We start from the raw sequence: 17262 nt of genomic DNA on the forward strand, positions 1-17262 counted from the left end.
GACGCGACCCGCCTCGCCGACTTCGTAAACAGCTCCTAGTTGGGTAGCGAATCTCTGCGGGTGCCGCTGTGGAGAGACAACCGCAAGCCGGAGTCATCACCCGTGGGGCCCCTGCCTGCTCAGACATTGCAGGCAGGGGCCTCTCGATCAGGCGGGCTCAGTCGATGGCGCTGCGGTGATCGTGCGGTCGTAGCAGCCGTTCGACGGGCCACGGCACGACAGCCAACGACGCGACAGGCTCCACTGATTCTGGTCGTGCTGGCGGCGCGGGCGTAGTGCTCGTTGTCGGCGGGGGAGCCGTCGACCTGGGGGGCGCCGTGGTCGTAGTCGGCGCCGGCATCGTGGTCGTGGTCGTAGGGGTCACCGGCGGCGGGGGTGCAATAGTCGCCGTCGTAGGCGCTGCAGCGGGAGTCGGCTGCGGCCGTCCCCCTGAGCCACCCCAGTTCCACCAGCTGCTACCCCTCGCATCGCTCTCATCGGTTGGGGTGCAGTAGTAGCCGGGCGTGCGCTCGATCGCCGTGCAGTACATGTAGAAGCCGTCCGAGCGCGAGTCCCTTGGGAATGCGCTTGCCGTCGTCATGGTGAGCACGGTCGCCGCTGCCGCACCGACAGCCATTACGCACCGGGCGGCGATGCTCGACCAGACCAGACCAGACCAGCCCAGCGGGGCGGGTGAGTGCAGGGGTGAGGGTGACCACGGAAGCCCGTGAAGCGGTAGGCTCGTAGCCCGCCTGCCCCAGGCCCCACAAGATCCGCCCGTATCTCGGGAGCACCAGCCGGCTCGGGATCACCGGCCGACAGACCAGCACTCAGAAATGATCGGGCTGAGTCCCGTTCGCTCGATCTAGGGCGTCCGACCCGCCACTCATCGGGCAGCAACCCACTACTAGGGCCTGTCCTGCGGATCATGTGCGGCGCGACCGCTACCGGTGTCCTTGAGCGGCCGACATAGAGCGAGGATGTGGTGACGCGCTCGGGAGCGGGTAGGACAGTGACAGGACAGGAGGCGTCGGGCAACGGGAAGCGGACGTGAGCGAGCGGGTGACCTGGGAGTCATGTCCCAGCTGTGGTCAGCGGGCCGCCGTGGGTTGGACCAACAACGAAGTGGTCGAGGCCGACTGCTACTCAGAATGCGAGCTGACCGAGGAGCACCTGGCCGAACTCCAGCGGCGGCGCCCGCCAGCGGGCGAACGGCCGTGGCACGCTCACCCGGCTCGATCAGCAACGGTCAGTGGTGCACAAGATCCGCAGGACAGGCCCTAAGGGACGCGGCCTGGAGTGGGGACCTCAGAGCTCGTAGGTGCCGACGATCCTGCCGCGAGCCAGCACGTGTCCCGGGATCCAGGCTCGAAGAGCCCGGAACGTCCGCACGCCCTCGGGCACGGGTGCGTCGAGGGCGTGCAGCACGAACTCGTAGTGGTGTGGACCGTGCCCGCGGAGCGGGGTGGGACCGTGGTACCCCTGACCCAGCACCGTCCGCAGGAACCGCACCTGCGGTGCACCCGGACGCAGCTCGCCTATGTCGAGGCTGTCCCGATGCGGCGGGAGCACGGCGGCCGTGTGGGTCAGCGGCCGTGGCAAGGGGACGTCGACGTCCTCGATAACAAGCAGCAGCTGCGCCGTCCCGGTAGGCGGCGCGGTCCAGTGCAAGCTGGGCGACACATCATCACCGACGCCCTTCCCGGCGTGCGGTCGCGGGAGGGGGCATCCGTCCTCGAAGTTGGTGCTCGTCACCACGAGGGTCTTGGCGCCCGCGAACGCGGGCACCGACCAGGTGCTGTACCGGGTACCGGCTCGGGCACCACGGAGAGAGCGACCGATCATGGAGTCTCCTTTCAGGACTGGTCGGCCAGCTCACGTTCAGCGGTGGGGGATCCGCGGTCGTCGGAGTGTCCAGCTGGGCATAGCGGCCGTGCTGGAACAGCAGTGGCCGGGTCTGGCGGGCGACGGCCAGGTGAACGACTGGCACGTCATGCTCAGCGCACCACCCGGCCGGTCGCGGCGATCACCCGTTAGTCCGCTGCAGAAGCTCCCGAGCACCGAGCGGCACAGGGTGGGGTCGACAGCCGGCGACACCGCATCCGCCTGGACGGCGGTAGGTGGTGTGGTCGTCATCAGGCACCGTCCGCGAGCAGACGAGGCAGCGAGTCGAGCAGGTGCCCAATCCGGTCGCGCTGGTCGTGAGGTAGCGCAGGTTGTGCGGGGTCGGCGGCTCTGCACGGGGAACGGTGCGGAAGCTCCCGGCGACGCACGCCGGGTGGGCGTGCGTCGCCGGGTGAGCTGCCTCCGAGTGGGCGTGGTGACCGCGGACCGGCCGGACCGGCAGCCCCTTAACCGATCACGGCCTCGGGGGACTCGAGCGGGACCGTCGCGGCGTCGTACCCGTAGGCGAATTCGAGGAAGGGCATGTAGTCACCGACGTGCCCGTCGACCCGGCGCGACGCCGCCTGAAGGCGCTTGGTGCGCGGGATCCGGGACTTCTCATAGGAGAGCAGGCCCGACTCGACGTCGTCCGCTGCGGACAGTGCACGGGCGAGGACGATGCCGTCCTCGATCGCGCTGTTGGCGCCCTGGCCCCAGAAGTTCGACATCGCGTGGGCCGCGTCACCCAGCAGGGTCACCCGGCCGGTCGACCACGAGTCCCGGGGCAGGTGGTCGCGGATCTCCCGCGCGACGAGGGTGTCCTGCTGGCAGCCCTTCAGGACGTCCTCGACGAAGTACCAGCCCTGGATCCTCCGCTGGACCTCTTCCCAGGCTCCCTCGGCGGTGTTCGGCCAGGTCCCGGGCTCCGCGACGAACGCGCACGAGAAGTAGATGTCGCCACCCCCGACGGGGACGGCCTGGATGTGGTCCTCACCGTCCACGACGGCGAGGCCTTCCTCCTGCCCCTCCGGGAACTCGAAGCCGGTGGCCATGCCGCGCAGGTTGCCCCAGCCGGTGTACTCCGGGGCGTGCTTGCCGATCAGCTGCTGGCGGACGACCGAGTTGAGGCCGTCGGCGCCGATCAGGACGTCGCCGGTCGCCGTCGTGCCGTCGGAGAACTTGGCCGTGACCTGCTGCCCGTCGTCCTCAAAGCCGACGATCGACTTGCCCGTGTACAGCGCCTGTTCCTGCTGGCCGGCAACCAGGAGTTCGTGGAGTCGCCGGCGCCGGACGATGATGGACGGCTCTCCGTACATGCCCTCCAGGTCGAGCTCATCGACGCTGCGCACACCGAGGTGCCGGCCGTCGGGATCCACGAGCCGCAGCGGACCGTTCTTGGCCACCGGCCGCCCGACCCGGTCCAGCCCCTCCCGAATCCCGTGTCCGATCGAGCGGAGTGCCTTGAGCCCGTTCGGCTGGATGATCACCCCGACTCCAAGAGCAGTGAACTCGGGCTGGGACTCGAACACCTCGACCTGGAACCCGGCATTCCGCAGCGCGATCGCAGCTGTCAGACCACCGATCCCGCCGCCAGCGACCAAAACCTTCGTACTCGAATTGTCTTTCATGCCCACTTCCTCAGTGTTGTCGTTCAATGGCATCAGCGGGGAATCTGTGATTCCCCGATCAAGCCCTTTTCACGAGGGTCCTCGCTCAAGGGGGTCGACGGACTAAGACCTACCTAGGAGGCGTTTGTGATCTTCAGGAACCGGTAGCCGTCGATCGTGCTGTGCTCGATGTGCGTGGTGAACCCCTCGTCTGAGTTCATGGACTCGATATGCTTCGCGACCGCATCGGCGCGCGGGTCGTCGTCGGCCAGCGGTTCGGTGCTGCCGTCCGGCATGATCATGGCAGGGATAAAGCCCGCCTCGACCCCGCTCGACGAGAACGTGAGGGACGCGATTCCGCTCATCCGCGTCTCGGGACTGTCGTAGGCCCAGTACGGGTACTCCACATCCCACTCTTCGATGATCTTGTGGTCGCTTGTGGTGTGCTTGCCGCGCTTGTGGAAGTGGTGGATGAGCGCACCCATACCGTAGAAGATCGGCTTGCCGCTGTGGATCTCGACTCCACGGAGCGCGGCATGCTGCGCGCAGACCACAGCGTCCGCACCGTGCTCCACGATGTCCCTGGCCAGATGGAGCTCGTTGTCCTGGACGATGTTGTGCCAGGTCTTGCTGTGCGTCCTCGACGGCGGCACGAAGGCGTTGCGGACCTCCCGGTTCGTGCCCTGGTGAACGGCGACGATCACAACGTCCGCAGTGGCACGCGCGGCGTCGATCGCGTCGTGGAGGGTGCGCATGTCCTCGGGGTAGGGAACCGTCAGGACCTCGGGCTCGATGCCGGGGTCCCAGAACGAGGGCATGGGGTTGCGGTAGTAGGTCCCGATCCGCACCGCGGCGATCCCGGCTCTCCCCTCCGCTGCGTCGTAGCCCACCGGGAACGAGGTGCAGAACGCGAGGAAGGCCACCCTGACACCGTTGGCCTCGACCACTGCGGGCTTGGTCGCCTCCGCGAGGTCTTTGCCCGCACCGGTCGTCGCGATCCCCTGCGAGGCGAGCAGGCTCATGGTGTCCTCGAGCCCGACGACACCACCATCCATGGCGTGGTTGTTCGCCAGGGTCATGACGTCGAAGCCCACGCGGCCGAACATCGAACCCCGCTCGGCGGGGGCCGCGCCCATTACGATGCGGGTCGAGGCGGGCGCCGGCCGATCGCTGTACACACCCTCGCAGTTCCCGTAGACGATGTCGCCCTTGGCGAAGACCGGCAGGAGGGGACGGAACGACGCTTCGCCGTCCTCGAGGTCGGGGAACACGTCCCCGGTCGCCAGGACGTTCACGGTCCAGTCGTCGGCGGACTCAGGCATTCACAGCTCCAGGGGTAGTGGTCGACGGCAGGGGCAGCAGATCCTCGGCGAGTGCGTCGAGCAGCCACTGGATCCTCGACGGCTTCCCCCGGCGACCCCGGTGACCGGGCCGTCCAGGCTCACGAACTCGCCGTTCGTGACTGCCATGAGTGTCGTCACCGGTCGAGCTGCGCGACAGAAACTTTCATTCCTTCCCGGCTCTGCGCCGGTCACCCGGTCAGGATTGCCCCGTACCGACAAGAGACCCATGTTCCTTCTCATCGGCACCTCAACGGGCAGAGGATCCGAGCCGCAGGGCCGTCCCGGGCCGACTGATTGCAGGTGCTGCAGCAGTGCTCGACGTAACGAGCGCACCTCGGCGCGGGCCGGGTGCACAATGAAATGAACTGCCTTAGTGAGTGAGGACTCGTCATGACATCGAACCCGTCGACGCAGCCGGGCGGGCCGGCGTACCCTGTCAGCCGCAGGCCCCGATGCCCGGCGTACGTCGATGTGCAGTCGGCGGACGACCTGATGCCCTACCTGGAGTCCGTGGCCAAGCGCCCGTACACCCCGGGGGCCCTGCACGTCACCTGGGATCTGCAGCGCCACGAGAAGGTGCTGCTGCGGGCGGACAACTGGCACGATCCGATGGTGATCGAGGCGTGCGAGAGGCTCCTGCGCCAGTACGAGTGCGACTACGAGGTCGAGATGGTCGACCGCGGCCCAGAGCGCCGGTTCGACGGTCACGACGAGATCGAGATCTTCCTCGGGCTGACAAAGGAACTCGCCCTGGACATGGACCGGTGGGTCCAGATGGACAAGGACGGGGTCTACGACAAGGTGCTTTGGGGCTTCGGCGGGCCGGTGCTCGCGGAGTCCAAGATGAAGATCGGGCGAATGCCCTTCATCACCCCGGAGATGCTGGCCAGCCCGGCGCACCTGATTCCAGCTGAGGTCCTCGCGGCGATCGACGACTGGACCGATCGGACGATCAAGGGCGCGAGGGCGGTGCGGATCACCGATCCGGAGGGGACCGATCTCTCCTACCCGTTGCCGGAGTCCTACTTCAACGACGATCACACCGAGTGGAACGGCCCGCGCGCAGCGGAGTGGTGGCCGCAGAGCCCGGAGCTGATGCAGCGCTACATGCCCGGCCACATCGCCGGGAGGCCCCTCTTCATGACAGAGGAGCCCGGCGTGGACGCCATCAACGGCGTCATCGCGGGGACGATGAACCACATCGGGCCGTATCCGCGGATCATGATGCAGGTGCGCGACAGCAAGATCACCAGCATTGAAGGTGGCGGGCAGTTCGGCGACAAGCTCCGCGCGCTGGACGACCAGACGAAGGACATCCAGTACCCGGGCTACCCCGGCCCCGGCCTGATGTGGCTCTTCGAGGTGTCAGTCGGTACCAACCCGAAGGTCCACCGCCCGCGGAAGAACTACCTGTCCGGCTGGATCTGCGGGATCTACGAGCGGATGCGCAGCGGCATCATCCACCTCGGCTTCGGTTCGATCATCACCAGCGCCCAGGAGATCGAGGCTGCGAAGGCCGGGCACCCCACCGGGCACTGGCACGTGCACCTCAACTTCCCGACGATGACCGTCGAAACGGTAAGCGGAGAATCCGTCAAGGTTATCGACGAGGGCCGCCTGTGCGCCCTCGACGACCCCGAGGTCCGGAAGGTGGCCGAGCGCGCTGGAGTCGACCCCGACATCTGGCTCCAGGAGGACTGGATCCCGGCGGTTCCGGGGCTCAACTGCGAGGGCAGCTACCAGACCTACGCCGTCGATCCGACCAACTGGACGATGACCGAACTCGAGATCTGTCGCAGCTACCATCCGCTCTTCATGCGCATGGTGAACGCCGAACCGGCGCCGGGGCAGTCGCACTGCCACTAACGACCGGGTGAGAACGTCGTGCCGGACCGCCGCGGCCATGACCACGACACCAGCGCCGGCACCGGGAAGCTGGATGCACGAAAGCTTCTCCGACACGCACTCTTAATCTCACCACAGAAGTGCGCTGCGGATCTAATTGGCATCGACGCCAGAGAGGTACGAGAATCGTGACCGGACGCCTCGAAGGAAAGATCGCATTGATCACCGGAACGGGAGGAGGTCAGGGCCGAGCGGCAGCACTCCTCTTCGCGAAGGAGGGCGCAACGATCGCAGGGTGCGACCTCGACAAAAAGGGGGCGGATGAGACCGCACGAATGGTCGAGGAGCTCGGGGGGAAGATGTTCTCCAAGGCGCCGGTCGACCTCGGATCCTACGAGGAGGCTTCCGCCTGGGTCGAGGAGTCGGTCGCGCAACTCGGCGGCATCGACATCCTCTACAACAACGCCGGCGGAACGAAGGCGGGGCCCTTCATGACCGGTTCCATCGAGGACTACAGGTTCAACCTCCGCAACGCCCTCGACGTCACGGTCTTCCCGACCCGAGCCGCGTGGCCCCACCTCGTCGCGCGCGGAGGTGGCTCGGTCATCAACACCAGCACCATCATGACGCGCCGGGTCATCGCGGTCGCGCTGAGCGCCAACGGCTCCGCCAAGGGTGCGGTCTCGTCGCTCGCGCCCCATCTAGCGATGGAGGGCGGGCCGCACGGCATCCGCGTCAACACCATCATCCCGGGCCTGATCGAGACCCCTCCCACCGCGGGACACATCCGGGACAAGAAGAGCCCGCTCCAGTACCAGGTCCGCTCGTCGCCGCTCGGCAGGGTCGGGCAACCGGAAGACGTGGCGACGGTCGCCCTGTTCCTCGCCTCCGACGACGCCGCCTACGTCACGGGCACCGAAGTGGTCGTCGACGGCGGCCAGACGATCGGTATCGGCGTCTTCTTCGGCGAAGACGAGAGCTCGTCTGCGGAGTCTGCCGCCGATACCAACCGGCGGCTGAAGCATATCGCGCGGGAGACGGCCGCGATCGATGTGACCACGCGCGATGGCGTGGCCGACTGCTACATCTTCACCCCACGTGGTTCAGGCTCCACTTCATGGCCGGGAATCCTCTTGTACACGGACGTGATGGGTGTCCGCCCGGTGTTCAAGATGATGGCCCAGCGCGTGGCCGACGCCGGCTACACGGTCCTGATGCCCAACATGACCTACCGAGAAGGCGCTCCACTGGACCCGCCTCTCTCGGCCCGCAACCCCAACCAGCTCACAACCTTGTTGAACAGGAGCGCGCACCTCACGAAGGAATTGCTGCTTAGCGACGCAGAATACTACCTGGAAGCGCTCGCGAACCTTCCCACCACGCGGCTCGGTAAGGCCGGCTGCGTCGGCTACTGCTTCAGCGGACAGATGGCGGTCTGGACCGCCGCGCACCTGCCCGAGCGGGTCGCTGCGGTGGCAACCTTTCACGGGGCGGATCTCGTGACCTCCAAGCCGGACAGCCCGGCGACGGTTGCCGCGAGCACCGACGCCAGCTACTACTTCGGCCACGCCGCCGACGACCCGTTCATGCTCCCGGACGCGATCGCCGAGCTCGAGCGAACCCTGACCGCCGCTGGCACCACGTTCACGTCGGAGACGTTCCCGGACACGTTCCACGGGTTCACCGTCCTTGACGCGTCGTACCACGAGAAAGCTTCGGAGCAGCACTACGAAAGGATCGCCGAACTCATGCGATCGGCGCTGGGCGACGACGCTTAAGGGCGATGGCTGTCGCTCCTCGCTGGAGCGCGCTCACCCGCGGCAGGCCAGACGCGCCGATCTCTCCAGCTCGCGGACCGACGCCGTCGACGCGGCGCCGGCGTCGGCCGCACCTCGATCATTCACTTCGACAGATGGCGTGAAGGACGGTGGGACCATGCCCCGAGATGCGCTTCAGAGTGGCAACAAGTTGATGCTGGGCACGTTCGCGACCAACCTCGAGGGCGGGTTCACCGCCACGAAGATCCCCGAGAAGCACCACATCGACTGGGCGACCGTGAAGTCGGTCGCCCAGAAGGCCGACCGTGCCGGTTTCGAGATCCAGGTGCCGCTCGCGCGGTGGGCAAGCATGGGTGGTGAGACCGACTTCTGCGGTGTGAACCTGGAACCCATGACCTGGGCCGCGGGGCTCGCCGAGGCGACGGAGTACTCGAGGATCTTCGCTACGATCCACGTGCCGCTGGTGCACCCCATCCTCGCTGCGAAGCAGATGACGACGATCGACCACATCTCCGGTGGTCGCTTCGGCGTCAACGTCGTCGTGGGCTGGAACCCGGTCGAGTTCGCCATGTTCGGCCAGAAGCCCCTCGCGCACGACAATGGCTACGAGTATGCCCAGGAGTGGATCGACGTCGTCAATCGCCTCTGGACGGAGGACGAGCCGTTTGACCACAAGGGCACGTTCTTCGATATCCCGGCGGCTTGGATCCAGCCCAAGCCGCTCTCCCGCCCGAGGCCCGCGATCATGAACGCCGGGACGTCACCGGCCGGATCGGCGTACGCGGCGCGCAACGCGGACATCGCGTTCAGCACGATCCTGGAGAAGGACGACCCGGACGACATCCAGCGACGGTTCGACCGGTACCGCAAGAACGCAGCGGGTTTCGGGCGAGATGTCTCCGTGTGGAGCGGCGTGTGGATCATCTGCCGGGACACGGAACAGGAAGCGCGCGACTACTACGAGTACGCGATCGAGCAGAACGGCGATGTGGGAGTGCTCGACTCCATCGATCCTCGGGTCCTGCCCTCGACAGAGGGTCTCAGCGAGGAGGAGGCGTTGAAACACCGCGCGCGGACGCTGGCGGCCTTCGGCGCCCAGCAGTTGATCGGCACCCCTGACTCGATCGCAAAGGCGATGGTCGAGGTGTGCGAGGCGGGTGTCGACGGCCTCGTCTGCCAGTGGATCGATTACGAGGAAGGACTCGACACGTTCACCGAGCACGTGCTGCCGCGCCTCGAGCGGGCCGGGGTCCGCAAGCCCTTCACCCCGTGACCGACGTGCAGGCGTCCGTGCGCTATCTCGTCGAGGACGTACACAGCGCGGCCCGGTTCTACACCGAGCACCTCGACTTCCACGAGGCGCTCGACGCCCGGCCGACGCTGGTTGTCCTCGAGCGCGACGCGCTCCGGCTCGTGCTGAACGGGCCCGGCAGCACGGCACGACAGCCGACCTCCTCCGGGGTACCGACGCCGGGCGGCTGGAACAGGATCCAGCTCGTGGTAGACGATCTCGACGGGGTCGTGAGCCGTATGCGTGCCGGCGGCGTCGCCTTCCGCACAGCTGTCCTGCAGGGCAGGGGCGGGTCGCAGGTGCTCGTTGACGACCCGTCCGGCAACCCCGTCGAGATCTTTCAGCCTGACCCCGCCACCGGGTCCTGACGCCGGCGCTCGAGCACTCTTTCAGGAGGTGGAACAAAAGTCCCAGGACGGTGAGCGCGCCGAGCGGGATAGTGGCGTGGAATGCTAGTGTTGGTGCTGCGTCCACGCCACTCCGGCCGGTTCGAGCCTCAGAGTCGAGGAGATGAAGCGCGTGACTGTCGAGCTCATCGCGGAGGAGTCCCCAGAGGCCGCCACTGCTCTGTCCCGCAGCTGGTACGCCAACCTTTCGCCTGAGGCGGAACACGGCCTCCTCAGCTCGGCGACGAACCTGAAACTCGAGCGCGGTGAGTACCTCCCCGAGATACCGGAGGCGAGCCACGCCGGCATCGTCGTCAGCGGCCTGCTTCGGGTCTGCGTCCGGAAGGGCGAGCGTCAGGTCACCCTGCACTACGCTGAGCCGAGTGACCCCTTTGGCATCCCGGACCTAGGGAACAGCGCCGAGATCGGCATCACCACGGCCGCTCAGGCTCTCGTCGACACCCGAGTGATGGTGTTCTCGCGCATGGCGATCCTTCAGCTCCTGGAAGCGGATCCCAAGCTGTCCTACGCCTTGATCAGATCGCTGCGCGGCATTCTCCGTGACAGTGTTCTGCTGCTTGCCGAGAACGTCCTCGCGCCCGTTCACCAGCGGGTCGCCCGCCATCTGCTCGACCTCGCGGTGCGAGAGGCCGACGGCAGCGTCGTCGTCCACGCCACCGTGCGGGACCTGGCAGACGCGACGGGCACTGTTCGGGAGGTCGTCACCCGCGCGCTCAAGGGCATGCGGGAGCGGGGACTCATCGGCCGGGTGGACGGCGCCCTCGTGCTCCACGACATGCACCGGATCCATCTGATCGCGAAGGGCGCTGCCGACAGCTGAGCTCGGTTCTCGACCCCGACGCACGTGCTGCCGGTGCGACGCCCGGGTGCCGGCCCGTACGCCGTCGTCGCGCACAACGAAGCGGTCCTCGACGCCGTCCCCTCCACTTCGACGCCACTCCCTGGTCCCACCCCGCATCTCGCCTACGGCTGCTTCGGCTCCCCCCGCCGCATCTGGGTCGGCCTGCTCGACCAGAGCCCACCTCGCATTGTGAGGCTTCGCTGAGCTTGCCGGGTATCGCTGGGTCCTGCGAACGCGTCCGGTCGCGCTCTGGCGGGTGGACGGGACGAGGGAGTCCGAGGCCGGTCGTGGCCTCGGACCACTCCGCCCGACGAGGAACATGACATGACTCAACTGCCCGCGCAAGACCGCGCACCACGCGTCGGCCGGGTCGCTCTGGCCAGCTACATCGGCACCACGATCGAGTACTACGACTTCTTCATCTACGGCCTCGCGGCGACCCTGGTGTTCCGGACCGAGTTCTTCCCGGGGTTCTCCCCGCTGGCCGGAACGCTCGCCGCGCTGGGAACATTCGCGGTCGGATTCATCGCCCGCCCGATCGGCGGCATCCTGATGGGTCACTTCGGGGATCGCATAGGGCGCAAGGCCATGCTCGTCACCGCCCTGCTGACCATGGGCATCGCGACGACCTTGATCGGCTTGCTGCCTACCTACGCCCAGATCGGGATCTGGGGGCCCATCCTGCTCGTCGTCCTGCGCCTGGTGCAGGGAGTGGGGGTCGGCGGGGAGTGGGCCGGAGCGGTGCTGATGGCGGTGGAGAACGCTCCACCACGTCGGCGAGCCCTGTACGGCGCCTTCCCGCAGCTGGGCCTGCCGACTGGGATCATGCTGTCGCAGGTGGCGTTCCTGGTGCTGACCTCGGTGTTGCCGCCGGAGTCGTTCGTGGCGTGGGGATGGCGCATCGCCTTCCTCATCAGCGCCGGACTGATCGTCGTGGGGCTCGTGATCCGGTTGCGCTTCGAGGAAAGTCCGCGCTTCGAGCAGGTGAAGGCATCGGACGCGGTCGAGCGCCGCCCGGTGGTCGAGGTGCTGCGCACCGGTTGGCGGCAGATCCTGATCGGCGGCTTCGGTTCGATCGCCGTGGGCTCCATCGGCTACTTCGTCTCGTTGTTCCTGGTGCAGTACGGGGTGTCCACGCTCGGCATAGCGTCGTCGACGATGCTGTGGTGCCTCACCGGTGTGAGCGTGTTGTGGATCGCCATGACGCTCGTCGCAGGGCTGGCCGGAGACGCCTTCGGCAGGCGGCGGACCTTTGCCGCGGGGATCGTCCTGGCGATCGTCTGGGTCTTCCCGAGCTTCGCGCTCTTCGACACCCGTTCGGTGCCCCTGATTCTGCTCGCGCTGGCGGGACTGGTGATTGCCAGCTCGCTCATCAGCGGACCCATGCCCTCCTTGCTGACCGACATGTTCCCGGCTTCTGTCCGCTACAGCGGATCGTCCCTCAGCTATACCGTGGGCTCGATCCTCGGCGGTGGCTTCACACCGCTGCTCTCGACCGCCCTACTGGCCGGTACGGGATCCACGGCATCCGTCTCCCTGCTGCTCATGGCATTGTTCGCCATGAGTCTGGCCGCGTTCCTGATCGGGGGACGATTGGTCGACCGGGTGGACGACGATCGTGCGGTGGAGGTCCCGAAACGACTGTCGGACGAAGGTGTGGACCGCGTGTGACGACGGTCGCCCTCGGCCGGTCCTGAGCACGCGCCCGAGGAGCACCGAGCGAGCTCTGTCGCCTGAGGTCGGAATCCGATGACCGGCCGCAGCCTGCCATGCGGTGGCCCACCACACGGCTCGGGCGTCCGTCCAGTGGCCAACGTCCCTATGCGCTCCAGACTTCTCGGCGGTACTCATGCCGGGGCACCGCCGAACAGCTCAACACAGTGCCGCACCACACGATCCGAACCACCCGAACAGGAGTGCCGATGACGTCACCACTGAAGATCGTGGTAACCGCTGAGCGCATCGGCGGCATGACCGCGTCGATCGCGCTCCACGACACCAGCTTCGCCACCTGCCTCGGCGAGGGCGAACCTGCCCCCTGCGACCTGCATCGAGCAATCCGGAGGATGGGGGGTTCGTGACCACCTCAACGATGGTCGAACGACCGCGGAGCACCTCGTGGTTGCGCAGCGTCAGCGTGTGGGGACCGGCGCTCGTCGTCGGCTATCTCCTGCTTGGTCCGGTTGTAGGGCTCGTCGTCGGCGCGTTCCGGACATCCCCGTTCGGGGATTCGACCTGGACCTTGGACGGCTTCACGACGGCGTTCTCCGATCCGCGCACCCCCGCGGCGGCGTGGACGTCGGTGATCTACGCAGCGATGGTCACCGTCTTGTCGATGGTCGCGGGTGTGTACTTCGCCGTGGCGTCCTGCCGGTTGAACGTGCGTCTGCGCTCGTGGATCACCCCCGCGATGATCGTCATGCTCGTGACGCCGCGGTTGTTCTTCGGACTGGGCTGGACGATGCTCGGCAATCCCAACAGCGGGTTGCTCGGACGCGGACTGGACGCTGTCGGGCTGGGCGCAATCAGCGGCTGGTTCAACGCCACCAGCTGGCACGGCTTGATCTTCGTGACGGCGCTGAAGAGCACGGCCGTCGTGTACGTGCTGATGCTGGGTGCCGTCTCCCGGCTGGACCGCAGCCACGAAGACGCCGCGGTCATGTCGGGGGTACCCCGTTTCCGGGCGTTCTTCGGCATCACGATCCCCCTGCTGACGCCCGCGCTGCTCGCCACCGCCATGCTCGCCATCGTCGAGGGTCTGCAGGCCTACGACTTCCCCGCACTGCTGGGGCGCCCGGTCGGCATCCAGACGCTGTCGCTGCACATCGGTGACTACCTCAACCGCGGCGGTCAGGCCGACTACTCGGCTGCCAGCGCGCTGTCACTGTTCTTCGTGATCTGCATCGCACTGTTGTTGCTGGTGCAGTCGGCCATGACCCGGGGTCGCGATTACGTGACCGTGTCCAGCGCGGCGCACCGGGTGGAACCCGTCTCCGCAGGCCGCTTCGGGCCGCTCGTCACCCTGTCGATCGTCGGCTTCGTGGTGGTCGGCCTGGTCGGGCCCGTCCTGCAGGTCGTCGTCGGGTCCCTCCAGGGGTTCTTCGGGGTGTACGGGGTCTGGACCCTACGGCAGTACGTCGTGGCGCTGTCGACACGCGGCACGGCCGACACGCTCGTCTCCACCCTGCTCATGGCCGTCGGAGGCGGGCTGATCACCGTGGCGATGGCCTTCGCCATCGCCTACGTCCTGCAACGCCGTCGCGGACCGCTGAGCGTGGCAGCCCGGACCGGCTCGTGGGTACCCCTGGCGGCGCCGGGGATCGTGCTCAGCATCGCGCTGGTGTGGACCTACCTGCACACTCCCGTCGTAGCCCAGCTGTACGGCACGCCGTGGCTGCTGCTCAGCGCTCTCGTCGTCGCTGCCGTCCCGGTGGCTGTTCGAGCGCTGGAGGGGGTGGTCGCGCAGGTGGGTCCCGAACTCGAGGAGGCGGCTCGGACGTCCGGCGCCTCACCCGTCGCCGCGCTCGTCGACGTCACCGCCCGAATCTGCGGTCCCGCGCTACTCGTCGCGTGGCTGTTGGTCGGGATGTTCATGTCGGGGATCCTCGACGTACCGCTCCTGCTGGCCACGCCGGGCAGCCAGACAGTGGCCGTGCTCACGTTCGGTCTGGCGACCAACAACGGCGAGTACGCGCAGGCCGCTGCCATCTACTGCTTGTACTTCCTCCTCCTTGGGCTCGTCGTGGTGGCCGGCGTCCTCGTCGCGGCCACCGCTCGGCGACTATGGCGGGTTCGCCCCGGCGGCGGTTCCGGCGACCGGACTCCTACCTCTCACTCCCGCAAGACCTCAACCGGCGTTGATCACCATGAAGGAGACAGCGATGAAGCTGCGCCACGCCCTGGCGATCGGGACGAGCTTGATGATCGGGTTGGCCGCGTGTAGCTCCGGTCAGGATGCCGCCGCACCGGCGGCCCCGTCGGTGGAGTTGGCTGCGGCGGAGGCCGCGTACCTCGACGGCCTCTACCAGGAAGCCCAAGCCGCGGGTGAGTCCGAGGTGGTCGTCTACACACCGTTCCCGCCCGCTTTGCAGTCGGTCTTCGATGCATTCACCGACGATTACCCGGGCATCACGGTCACTCCCGTAGCCATCGCCGGGCCCCCCATGCAGGCGAGACTGCGAGCCGAGGCGGACAGCGGCTCACCCCAGGCGGACCTGGTGTTCATGGGTCAGAGCGATACCGTCCCGCTGCGGGACTCCGACCTGTTCGAGCCCTTCGCGCCGGAACTGGCTGCGGAACTCCCCTCGGAGTACCGGGGACCCGACGACCTGTGGCAGATGCCCATCTCCCATACCACCGTCATCCCGTACAACAACCGAACCGTCGACGAGGCCGACCTGCCGCAGACGTGGGCGGACCTCACCGATCCGCGGTGGTCCGGCCTGCTCGGTTCCGGTGACCTGGCAGCCGGCACGAGTGGAACGGTGTCGGCGCTCGCGATCCTGTACATCAAGGGCGTCGTCGACGACGCATGGCTAGAGCGGGCAGCGCAGCTGCAGCCCACCATCTACCCCAGCAGTGGCGCCCTGATCCAGGGGGTCGCCACCGGCCAGTCGGCCATCGCCCTCCCCCAGGGCAATCCCTCCTCTTACACCGCCGTGCTGCAGGGTGCTCCGATCGGGCGCGCCCTCCTCGCCGAGGGGATGCCGTCGTTCGGGCTGGGGCTCGCCGTGACCCGCGGTGCACCGAACCCGACGGCCGCCCGGCTGCTGGACGCCTACTTCTTCTCCGCCAAGGCACAGGCGGTGGCTGCGACCACCGGGCTGACGCCGACAATGCCCGGCGCTCCCGTCCCGCCCGGGCTGGAGGACGCCGAGCTGCTCGTGCTGTCGGCCGAAGAGACGCAGCAGCAGTTCATCCCCGCCATCGAGCACGTCGCCTCGACAATCTCAGGATGACCGACCACCGAGACCGGCCAGACGCCGGGATCCGATGCTCGACCAGTCCACGACCGAGAGGAGCACCCATGACCGAGCACCTCACGAACGCCTCGTCGTTGACGACGTCCGGCACCGGCATCACGGTGAGTGGCGTCAGCAAGCGGTTCCGCGACAACCACATACTGCGGTCGCTCGATCTCGACGTAGAGCCTGGGAGCTTCCTGTGTCTGCTGGGGCCGAGCGGGTGCGGCAAGACGACGCTGCTGCGCTGCATCTCCGGCCTCGAACACCCCGACGAGGGGGTAATCCGCATTGGTGACACCACCGTCGTCGACACCGCCCGGCGGGTCCAGGTCTCGCCCGAGCGCCGGGGTCTGGGGATGGTCTTCCAGCAGTACGCGCTCTGGCCGCACATGACCGTGGCCGACAACATCGCCTACCCGTTGCGCAAGCGGCGCGTCCCCCGCGAGCAGCGCACGCGCAAGGTCACCGAAATCGCCGAGATCGTCGGTCTCAGCGCCACCCTGCACCGCCCTCCTCGGCAGCTGTCCGGTGGCCAGCAACAACGGGTGGCGCTGGCCCGGGCCCTGGTGCACGAGCCGCCGGCGCTCCTGCTCGACGAACCGCTCTCCAACGTGGACGCAACCCTGCGCCGACAGCTGCGTCGCGAGCTGCGCGATCTGCACGACCGCCTCGGGACCACCTGCATCCTGGTCACCCATGACCAGGCCGAGGCAGCCGGGGTCGCCGACGTCATCGCCGTGGTCCAGGACGGCCGCATCGTGCAGTCCGGCACGCCCCGCGAGATCCTGGAGCACCCGGCAACCCGCTTTGTCGCCGAGTTCGTCGGGTTCGACAACTTCCTCGAGGGTCGCATCGAGAACGTCGAGGGACAGCGCGGCGTGGTCGCGCTGAGCGGGGCAGGCGGTCGCGTCGAGGTCGAGATCGCTCCGGGAGCCGCGGCGGGTGACACCGTCGTGGTGGCAGCACGCAGCGACACACTGACCATCGACCGCGGTTCGGTTGATCCCGGCGACGGGCAGGTCAGTGCCACTGTCAGTCGGGTGGTGCCGCACGGCAGCGGTGTTGAGATCGAACTCGACACCGGCCCGTCGACCTTGACTGTTCGCGAGCACCTGCGTCCGGGGACGACACCGTCACCGGGCGAAGCGGTGACCGTGTCGCTGCCGCGTACCGCTCGGGCCGTCGCGTCGTGACCGCCGCGCAGGCCCCACGATCGGAGGATGTACGTGACCGCAGTTGCCGAGGTGGCAACGACCGCGATGCTCATCCGGGGTGAGCGCAGGTCCGCCGCGTCCGATGCGGCTGTGGAGCCGGCCGGCCCGG

13 protein-coding genes are annotated in these 17262 nt (G+C 67.7%); 10 read left to right on the top strand and 3 right to left on the bottom strand.

The window, feature by feature from the left end; genetic code table 11:
• Window positions 1-1287 precede the first annotated feature (1287 nt).
• The 3 genes from ACFQH9_RS31895 to ACFQH9_RS31905 form a co-directional block, all read right to left on the bottom strand.
• Entirely contained in the window at window positions 1288-1824 is a 537-nt protein-coding gene (locus ACFQH9_RS31895; RefSeq protein ID WP_379572165.1) for a YbhB/YbcL family Raf kinase inhibitor-like protein, read from the bottom strand.
• 506 nt (window positions 1825-2330) lie between these two features.
• Window positions 2331-3524: an FAD-dependent monooxygenase gene (locus ACFQH9_RS31900; RefSeq protein ID WP_379572167.1), complete on the bottom strand. Its 1194-nt coding sequence runs from the start codon at window positions 3522-3524 to the stop codon at window positions 2331-2333.
• 80 nt (window positions 3525-3604) lie between these two features.
• Entirely contained in the window at window positions 3605-4792 is a 1188-nt protein-coding gene (locus ACFQH9_RS31905; protein ID WP_379572169.1) for a CapA family protein, read from the bottom strand.
• A 411-nt stretch (window positions 4793-5203) separates the two neighbouring features.
• Here ACFQH9_RS31905 and ACFQH9_RS31910 point away from each other — a divergent pair, with 411 nt between their 5' ends.
• The 10 genes from ACFQH9_RS31910 to ACFQH9_RS31955 all read left to right on the top strand — a co-directional run bounded on the left by ACFQH9_RS31910 (window position 5204) and on the right by ACFQH9_RS31955 (window position 17132).
• Entirely contained in the window at window positions 5204-6679 is a 1476-nt protein-coding gene (locus ACFQH9_RS31910; RefSeq protein ID WP_379572171.1) for a hypothetical protein, read from the top strand.
• Window positions 6680-6846: 167 nt separating this feature from the next.
• Window positions 6847-8436: an SDR family oxidoreductase gene (locus ACFQH9_RS31915; RefSeq protein ID WP_379572173.1), complete on the top strand. Its 1590-nt coding sequence runs from the start codon at window positions 6847-6849 to the stop codon at window positions 8434-8436.
• Window positions 8437-8629: 193 nt separating this feature from the next.
• Window positions 8630-9709 carry an LLM class flavin-dependent oxidoreductase gene (locus ACFQH9_RS31920; protein ID WP_379572175.1) on the top strand — a complete coding sequence of 360 codons (1080 nt, stop codon included), beginning with the start codon at window positions 8630-8632 and terminating at the stop codon, window positions 9707-9709.
• Complete coding sequence (locus ACFQH9_RS31925; protein WP_379572177.1) at window positions 9706-10095, top strand: VOC family protein; 390 nt, start codon at window positions 9706-9708, stop codon at window positions 10093-10095. Before ACFQH9_RS31920 ends, ACFQH9_RS31925 begins: the two co-directional genes overlap by 4 nt.
• A 151-nt stretch (window positions 10096-10246) precedes the next feature.
• On the top strand, window positions 10247-10954 hold the full coding sequence (locus ACFQH9_RS31930) for a Crp/Fnr family transcriptional regulator (protein WP_379572179.1): 708 nt from the start codon (window positions 10247-10249) through the stop codon (window positions 10952-10954).
• 345 nt (window positions 10955-11299) lie between these two features.
• Complete coding sequence (locus ACFQH9_RS31935) at window positions 11300-12646, top strand: MFS transporter (protein ID WP_379572181.1); 1347 nt, start codon at window positions 11300-11302, stop codon at window positions 12644-12646.
• A 251-nt stretch (window positions 12647-12897) separates the two neighbouring features.
• On the top strand, window positions 12898-13056 hold the full coding sequence (locus tag ACFQH9_RS31940; protein ID WP_379572183.1) for a hypothetical protein: 159 nt from the start codon (window positions 12898-12900) through the stop codon (window positions 13054-13056).
• The gene (locus ACFQH9_RS31945; RefSeq protein WP_379572185.1) at window positions 13053-14918 is read left to right on the top strand and encodes an ABC transporter permease; all 1866 of its coding nucleotides are present in this window, start codon (window positions 13053-13055) and stop codon (window positions 14916-14918) included. The genes ACFQH9_RS31940 and ACFQH9_RS31945 overlap by 4 nt, the downstream gene beginning before the upstream one ends.
• On the top strand, window positions 14857-15933 hold the full coding sequence (locus tag ACFQH9_RS31950) for an ABC transporter substrate-binding protein (protein WP_379572187.1): 1077 nt from the start codon (window positions 14857-14859) through the stop codon (window positions 15931-15933). Before ACFQH9_RS31945 ends, ACFQH9_RS31950 begins: the two co-directional genes overlap by 62 nt.
• A gap of 68 nt (window positions 15934-16001) precedes the next feature.
• Complete coding sequence (locus ACFQH9_RS31955; protein WP_379572189.1) at window positions 16002-17132, top strand: ABC transporter ATP-binding protein; 1131 nt, start codon at window positions 16002-16004, stop codon at window positions 17130-17132.
• Window positions 17133-17262 lie beyond the last annotated feature (130 nt).

The sequence above is a fragment of the Pseudonocardia lutea genome (assembly GCF_042658055.1).
In the GTDB taxonomy this organism is placed as follows: domain Bacteria; phylum Actinomycetota; class Actinomycetes; order Mycobacteriales; family Pseudonocardiaceae; genus Pseudonocardia; species Pseudonocardia lutea.

What these genes read in the sequence shown, in the direction of transcription:
- ACFQH9_RS31895 (WP_379572165.1), bottom strand. Translation starts at nt 1,824, where the DNA reads ATGATCGGTCGCTCTCTCCGTGGTGCCCGAGCCGGTACCCGGTACAGC.
- ACFQH9_RS31900 (WP_379572167.1), bottom strand. Translation starts at nt 3,524, where the DNA reads ATGCCATTGAACGACAACACTGAGGAAGTGGGCATGAAAGACAATTCG.
- ACFQH9_RS31905 (WP_379572169.1), bottom strand. Translation starts at nt 4,792, where the DNA reads ATGCCTGAGTCCGCCGACGACTGGACCGTGAACGTCCTGGCGACCGGG.
- ACFQH9_RS31910 (WP_379572171.1), top strand. Translation starts at nt 5,204, where the DNA reads ATGACATCGAACCCGTCGACGCAGCCGGGCGGGCCGGCGTACCCTGTC.
- ACFQH9_RS31920 (WP_379572175.1), top strand. Translation starts at nt 8,630, where the DNA reads ATGCTGGGCACGTTCGCGACCAACCTCGAGGGCGGGTTCACCGCCACG.
- ACFQH9_RS31935 (WP_379572181.1), top strand. Translation starts at nt 11,300, where the DNA reads ATGACTCAACTGCCCGCGCAAGACCGCGCACCACGCGTCGGCCGGGTC.
- ACFQH9_RS31940 (WP_379572183.1), top strand. Translation starts at nt 12,898, where the DNA reads ATGACGTCACCACTGAAGATCGTGGTAACCGCTGAGCGCATCGGCGGC.
- ACFQH9_RS31950 (WP_379572187.1), top strand. Translation starts at nt 14,857, where the DNA reads ATGAAGCTGCGCCACGCCCTGGCGATCGGGACGAGCTTGATGATCGGG.
- ACFQH9_RS31955 (WP_379572189.1), top strand. Translation starts at nt 16,002, where the DNA reads ATGACCGAGCACCTCACGAACGCCTCGTCGTTGACGACGTCCGGCACC.